Annotated in this window: 6 protein-coding genes and 1 pseudogene; all 7 read right to left on the bottom strand. The window is 43.7% G+C overall.

The window, feature by feature from the left end; translation table 11 throughout:
- Positions 1 to 1,128: FtsW/RodA/SpoVE family cell cycle protein (locus C7B77_RS19410; protein ID WP_106308562.1), on the bottom strand; the 1,128-nt coding region annotated here is incomplete at its 3' end.
- A 420-nt stretch (positions 1,129 to 1,548) separates the two neighbouring features.
- Positions 1,549 to 2,268, bottom strand: coding sequence for an SDR family oxidoreductase (locus tag C7B77_RS19405; protein ID WP_106308559.1), 720 nt, complete (start codon positions 2,266 to 2,268; stop codon positions 1,549 to 1,551).
- 95 nt (positions 2,269 to 2,363) lie between these two features.
- Positions 2,364 to 3,014 carry a PIG-L deacetylase family protein gene (locus C7B77_RS19400; RefSeq protein ID WP_106308556.1) on the bottom strand — a complete coding sequence of 217 codons (651 nt, stop codon included), beginning with the start codon at positions 3,012 to 3,014 and terminating at the stop codon, positions 2,364 to 2,366.
- A gap of 24 nt (positions 3,015 to 3,038) precedes the next feature.
- Positions 3,039 to 3,926 carry a glucose-1-phosphate cytidylyltransferase gene (locus tag C7B77_RS19395; RefSeq protein WP_106308553.1) on the bottom strand — a complete coding sequence of 296 codons (888 nt, stop codon included), beginning with the start codon at positions 3,924 to 3,926 and terminating at the stop codon, positions 3,039 to 3,041.
- Between the two features lie 15 nt (positions 3,927 to 3,941).
- Positions 3,942 to 5,207, bottom strand: a complete 1,266-nt coding sequence (locus C7B77_RS19390) for a DUF4910 domain-containing protein (RefSeq protein WP_219892204.1) — start codon at positions 5,205 to 5,207, stop codon at positions 3,942 to 3,944.
- Between the two features lie 150 nt (positions 5,208 to 5,357).
- Positions 5,358 to 5,864: pseudogene (rfbC, locus tag C7B77_RS31745) on the bottom strand (dTDP-4-dehydrorhamnose 3,5-epimerase); the annotation flags it as partial.
- A 7-nt stretch (positions 5,865 to 5,871) separates the two neighbouring features.
- The gene (locus C7B77_RS19385; RefSeq protein ID WP_106308547.1) at positions 5,872 to 7,152 is read right to left on the bottom strand and encodes a class I SAM-dependent methyltransferase; all 1,281 of its coding nucleotides are present in this window, start codon (positions 7,150 to 7,152) and stop codon (positions 5,872 to 5,874) included.
- Positions 7,153 to 7,257: the final 105 nt, after the last annotated feature.

Genomic DNA, 7,257 nt, shown 5'->3' with positions numbered 1-7,257 from the left:
GGCTGCGGCGGACTCGCGGGCAACGCGAATTAGAAGTGCTGACTGGATTACTGATGCTAGCATCGAACTACCCCCATAACTAAACATCGGTAACGGTAATCCGGTTGTTGGTAACATTCCCGTCGCAACGCCAATATTAAACAACGATTGGATGACGATAAAACTTGTAGATCCGACCGCAACGAGACGATGCACGGGGTGATGGCTGCGACTAGCAATTAATAAGCCCAAAGTGCCATAACTCATTACCAGAATCGCCAATAAGAAGCTACCAATAAGTCCAAATTCTTCTGCGAACACTGAGAAAATAAAGTCTGTATCCTGAATCGGTAAATAGTCGAGCTTTTGCTGCGATAGTCCAAATCCATTGCCCCATAAGCCGCCAGATCCGATCGCGAGAAGACTTTGTACCAATTGAAAACCATTACCCTGACGATCTGCCCACGGGTCGATAAAAGAGAGCATTCGCGCTCGCTGATAGGAGTGCATCATCAAGCTGATCCCCGCTACCATCGCCCCGCCAGCCGCCGTTCCGGCGAGATATCGCAGTGGTAACCCCGCTGCAAAAGCGATCGACCACAAGCCCAAACCACATAAAGATGTAGTGCTAAGATTGGGTTGTTTTAAAATTGCTAATAAGACCAGCGCAAATATCCCCAGCCAGGTGGCTTTAACCTTGACAGGCTGTTGCTCCCACTTACCAAAAAGTTTCGCCCCTTGTAATACTAATAATGGTTTGATTAGTTCTGACGGTTGAATCTGGACTGGGCCGATCGCAATCCACCGAGTTGCCCCCATTGTGTTTTGACCCAATCCAGTCAAAACAGTCAACCATAGAAAAGCCAAAATTATCAGTAACAACCAGGGAGCGATTTTAAGGATTCTACGGAGTGATGAATGGACGATCGCGTTAAAGATAACTAAGCTAATAATTATATAAAAAATTTGGCGGTTAAAATAGAAAAAGCCATCTTTTTTTTCGATCTCCCCATGATAATAAGAAGCTGAAAATAATACGAGGATGCCGATCGCGATCCACAAGAAAGTTAACCACCGCATCAAGCGCGCTGTTAACGACCAGTCTTTTACTGTTGGGTCAAAAAATGGAATTAAAAGGCGCAAGTTCACGATATTGAGAAATAGGGGGTAAAATGTAGAATTTTAGTTATCCTGTCTGCCAGATAATGTCATCTGTAATCTCAACTTAGAACGTATCGCTCGGACTCGATTCTCTAGAGGAGACGATATGCGAACCAAAACTTCTACTATTTAACCACAACACATCTCTCAAATTATGAGACAATGGCTCGACTCTCAATACGGTTCGGTTAGACCAAAATCACCATGTTCAATTGACGAGACACTGCGGCATCTAGGCTGTTAATAAAGGTCATAGGGAGCTTATCCGAACCGTATTGGCTCGACTCTCATCATCGGGAGCCTACTTTTGTTCATCTGCATTTACCAAAAGGTTTGCCGATCGAAGTTAGCCAACCAAAATCGATCTTTGAAAGCCAGCTCTCTGCAAGTAGCGTGAGAGTTGAGTCGCTAGCTCGATTTGGTTAATGGTCTAATGTGTACATCTGTAACTTCAGCCGTTGGCGACAAGCTGATGGTATGAATTACGGTGTCTGCAATGTCCTGAGGCTGGAGCAGCCGATCGGGTTGATAGAGTCTACCTGCTGCATCATATAGAGCTTCCTGCATGGGGGTAGCAGTCTGCCCGACATAAAAACTTACAACTCGAATACCGTCAATGTTGACTTCTGCTCTCAAACAATCGGCAATGGCTTTTAAAGCCTGTTTTGTCGCTGTATATTGTCCGATTCCGGCTTTGGCATTCTGACAAACACTGGAATTGATAAACACAATTTGTCCTTGACTGGCTTTGAGTGAAGGTAAAAGTTTTTGAGTGAGGAGATAGGGAGCGCGAACATTAAGCCGATATTGTCGATCGAAATCTGCGATCGGGGCTGTTTCTAGATTGCCGAGTAAGATCTCACCAGCACTATGAATGAGGAGATCGATACGTTGGTGTGCCGATTGAATAGTTTCGATCGATCTGTGGATATCTTCATCTACCAGTAAGTCCGCTCGATAGTAGAAAATCTGGGATTTGTGTGCTGAGATAGATGCAGTTGCCGTTTTTAACCTGTCTAAATCTCGGCCAATTAAACACACTGTTGCTCCTCGATCGACAAGTGTCAATGCGATCGCTTTACCAATTCCGCTACTAGCACCTGTAATTACTACCACTCGATCGTTCATTCAGTTGATAGTTGATAGTTGATAGTTGATAGCTTGGTTGCTATGGTGGATATCTCGAATTTATCACAATAGCTTGGCTATTAATTAGTACTTAATTAAACAACTATCTTGCGGCAATAAAAAGCTTCGGCGTATCGATCGGGTGCGTTGGATTCGACGCCCCGCATTCTTAAAATTGAATAAAAAGTATCTTCGGTAAACCAAACTTTATTAGATTGAGTTCCAAAATGCTCGAATAAATGAGCGATCTTGCGGCGACAGATTACCTCGTCAAGATGGATAAAAACATTTGGCGAACCTAAATCGCCATCATATTTAGGAATTTCATACTCCCAAATTAGGTGATCTCTAAAGGTATTCCAGGTCAAGTCAGAAATCAATCGATGATCTTGGTGGCGATCGTCGCGATAGTGGGTCAGAATTAAGTCAGGTGCAACTTCACGTTTGAGTTCTTCAAAGTACTCCTTAATTTCCATCCCCTGATAGGGAAAAAAACCATCGCGAAAACCTTTGACAATTACATGCTTGCGATCGATTTCTTTCATTAATTTACTAGCACTGGCAATAGCTTCCTGCTCTCGTTGACCGTTTGCTCCTAAGACCACCCAGTAAATAGTCAGATTAGGATATAAATCGATTAGTTTCAGCAGAGTACCGCCGCAGCCGATCTCAATATCGTCGCTGTGTGCGCCAATACACAAAACTTGCCCAAGTGCATCACCATCGCCGAGTTTTAATTTAAACATAAGTTGTACTTTTTCTTGCCGAGCTTAGATATGATTTTCTGTTTGTAGATCTCTTTCTCCTGCTCCCATCTCTAGCTTTTCATAACTGAATCCAGGAACGCCACCTTTTAATATTTGATTTGAGCGGATCTTAGCTGGAGAATTCCAAACATTCCAGGGCATTTCTCCTTTGGCATACATTTCATCAAATGTAATTTTCTCCTTAAGTGTATCCATACAAGCCCAAAAACCAGGATTTCGATAACCGATCAGTTGTTTGCGATCGATTAATCGCTGAAAAGGTTCTAGCACTAATTCTTCGCCAGGTTGAATATAATCAAAAATTTCTTTTTTCAAGGCAAAGAAACCACCATTAATCCAAAGATTGGCATCAGTCGCTGGCTCGATATTCTGAACGAGAGAATCACGATCTAACGATACAACATGAAAAGATTGGGATGGTTGAACGCACAAGAAACTAGCAATTTTATCCTGATTATAAAACCGATCGAGATAGAGATTCAGATCGAGGTCGCTGAGTCCATCAGCGTAATTAGCCAGAAAAACGTCATCATCTTCGAGATAAGGCTTAACCGCAACTAGTCTTTGTCCGATGTTTGTATTCAATCCGGTATCGACAAAAGTAATCGTCCAATCTTCAATATCGTTGTTATATAATTTAATGTTTTTGCCACCTTGAGAAAGGACAAAATCATTAGATAAACACTCATTATAGTTGATAAAGTAGTTTCTGATATAATCGCCGCGATAGCCTAAGCAAAGAATAAAATCTTTATGTCCAAAGTGGGCATAATAGCGCATCAAGTGCCAGATAATCGGTCGATAACCAATTTCGACCATTGGCTTGGGAATTGTCTCAGAATACTCTCTCAATCGAGTTCCTAGTCCACCGCAAAATAAAACGACTTTCATAATAGTACTACTTAATTAGGATTGGTTGATTTTTGATAATAGTCCGCTGGCGACTAAATCGACAGCAGCTTCGTGGAGTGTAGAAAATGGCAGATTAGCACGCTCGGCAATTTCTAAGAGCGAGTTGCCCCCATCGGCGAAATTAAGCACCCATAGCATCGCCATTTCCCTAGTTTTGGTACTTTTTTTGCCCCCAAAGTTGCCATACAGTCCCCGCTTACCCAATTGGGGTTCGCAGTGGGGATTGTGATTGAGATAGGTGTAATTGTTTTCTAAAATGTCGATAACAGCGAGATATTGTTCTAGAGAATCAGCTAAAGCTGTCGGCTGAATAAAATCGAGATTGTCGGCTGAGGTATGATATTCGGGATAACGATTGAAGGGCGTTCTCGTCAGGCTACCGACTGGTAAATTAAATCCTGGCGAACAATACTGACGTTCGTCATAGCCATAGGGAGAAAAATCTTCGATCGCATATTCTCGTCCCGAATGTTGTAAAATATGGGCAACTGCTCGATCGATTTCGGCATCGCCACGACGACTTTTTTTATAATTTAAACGTCCTGGATCGCCAACACCAGCTACTACCAAGCCATGCTCGATTCGATCGACTTTGTGTTGATTTAAACTCAACCAGGTAATCGATCCGATCGTGCCAGGAAGGAATAGAAAGCGATAGGAATAACGGTGTGGTTTTGATTCAAGCTGTTTGGCTAAAAATGTTGCTAATCCTATGCCTGACAGGTTGTCATTACAAAGAGATGGATGGCAAGTATGGCAGGAAAATAATATTTCATCGCTGGTTTCTCCTGGTACATAATACTCTCCATAAGTGAGAGATCCAGGTGCTAGAGAGGAATTAATATACACCTCGTATTCACCATCTTGTAATTGTTCCAGTGCATGATGGCGCAAACAGAAACCCCAGTTTTCTTGATAGTAAGAAGTTCGATACGGAATCCAATCTGGTCGATCTGGTAGGGAAAATAGATGCTCTTTCAATTCACTCAGTGGCATCTTGGTATCGATCGGAATGCTATAGTTGAGCACATGTAAATTTGAATCGTGAAAGTCAATTACTTTTTGCCCTTGAGGATCGATGATATAGGCATCATTAATATTCCATTCTTTGGGTACCGTCCAATCAAATACGGCGGTACCTGTTGGTACCTCGTGCAGTTCTAACGGGATAAATTGCTGGAGAATATGTAATGTTTTGCGAACGCCATCACCAGTAATACTCCGGCAAATTGGATATAGCTTGGAAATTAATTCATACATTTCTAAACCAACTTGTGGCGGAGCGGGTAATTCGATCGATTCAGTAGGTGGAGTGGAGTCTACCGGAACGAGATCGACAACGACGGATGTACTTTGAATGTCGAGCGGCAAGGAGTTTGAAAATAACTCTGGAGTGTAATCTGGATAAGATCGATCGCGATCGGAAATTACCGTCACTGCGATCGGCCAATCGATCTCGATCGTGGGATCGTTCCAGCGAAAACCACGAGCCAAATCTGGCTTGTAGAACTCAGAGATTTGGTAAAAGACTTCGGTATTATCTTCGAGCGTTTGAAATCCGTGGGCAAACCATTGGGGGATATATAAAGCAGTACGGTTCTCAGCCGTGAGCTTAATACCCGTCCACTGCAAATAGGTGGGCGAATTTAACCGCAGATCTACAATGACATCATAAATCGCACCCTGCGTACAGCGAACGAGCTTCACCTCTGCTGCTGGCGGTAGTTGTAAATGCATTCCTCGGAGCGTTCCCTGCTGGTGATTGAAAGAAACACTCGCTTGGACTAAGTTGGGATCGAGTCCGCGATCGCTAAATTCTTGTTGACACCACGTCCGTGCAAAAAAGCCGCGATCGTCTGCCAATTTTTCTGGTTCGATCGTATATGCACCTTGGAGATCTGTTTCGGTGAAAATCATTTATTTTTTAGGAATACACGGTTAATTCGGGGATTGGTACGACAAATTGACCGCCCCATTCGCGGATAACACTCATTTGGGTCATAATTTCATCTTTGAAGTTCCAAGGTAGGATCAGGACGTAATCTGGTTTAGTTTCCTGGATTTTGCTAGTCGGGTAGATCGGAATATGGGTTCCCGGCAAGAATTTTCCGTGTTTATAAGGGTTGCGATCGACCGTATAATCCAGAAAATCAGTGCGAATACCGCAGTAATTGAGCAGTGTATTCCCTTTGCCTGGTGCGCCATAACCCACCACAGTCTTACCCGCTCGCTTGGCGGCGATTAGGAATTCCAGGATCTTGCGCTTGGTTTCGCGTACCCGTTCGCCAAAATTGGTGTAACGCTCGATCGACATAAACCCAGCCGCTCGTTCGCTTTCCCTCAGAGCGATGGCGCGATCGCTTACGGGTTGCGATAAGTTATCGGCATGGCAAGCATAAATTCGTAATGAGCCACCATGGGTAGGTAACTCCTCCACATCAAACAGCGTCATCCCATGCGCCGCAAAGATTTTTTCTAGGGTAGTGAAGGTGTGGTAGCAAAAATGTTCGTGGTAAATTGTATCGAATTGATTTCCGGCCATCAATTTAACCAGATGTTGAATCTCACCAGTGAAGACACCTTGGGGCGCGAGCAAGATCTTAATGCCTGCTACAAAGTCATTCAGCTCTGGCACATGTGCCAACACATTATTGGCAGCGATCAGATCTGCCTGCATTCCCTGGTCAACTAATTTACGAGCGCACTCTTGCCCAAAGAATTCATTGAGGGTGGGAATGCCTTTGGCGATCGCTACTTCCGCAATATTCGTCGCTGGTTCGACACCTAGCACCGGGATATTTTTCTCGATAAAGTATTGCAGGAGATAGCCATCATTGCTAGCAAGTTCGATAATCTGACTGGTTTCATTCAACCCAAATCGATCGACTACCAGATCGGTGTACGCTTTACACTGTGCCAGCCATGAATCCGCATAAGACGAAAAATAGGCATATTCCCTAAAGATGTGTTCTGGGCTGACGTATGCCTCTAATTGCACCAAAAAACAGTTTTCACAGACGCGCACATGTAAAGGGTAAAATGCCTCCATCTGGTTAATTCGATCGACACTCACAAAGCTCTCGCATAGTGGCGACATCCCCAAATCGACTAAGGTATGGCGTAACTCAGTACCACAAAATCGACAGTGAGGAGCCTTCTGTGTCGAAAGATCTCGTTCCTGTATCGCTGTTGCTGGCTCAGTCATTGGCTATCTCCAGAAAATTAATTGCGACTTAATATATCGATCGTGGGGTGATTAGATAGGGGCTTTTGCTGCCTCCCGTTTATAAATGCGGTGATTACACAAGTC

Origin of the sequence: Chamaesiphon polymorphus CCALA 037, from assembly GCF_003003845.1 — a bacterium.
In the GTDB taxonomy this organism is placed as follows: domain Bacteria; phylum Cyanobacteriota; class Cyanobacteriia; order Cyanobacteriales; family Chamaesiphonaceae; genus Chamaesiphon; species Chamaesiphon polymorphus.
This window is presented reverse-complemented; position numbering and strand designations above follow the sequence as displayed.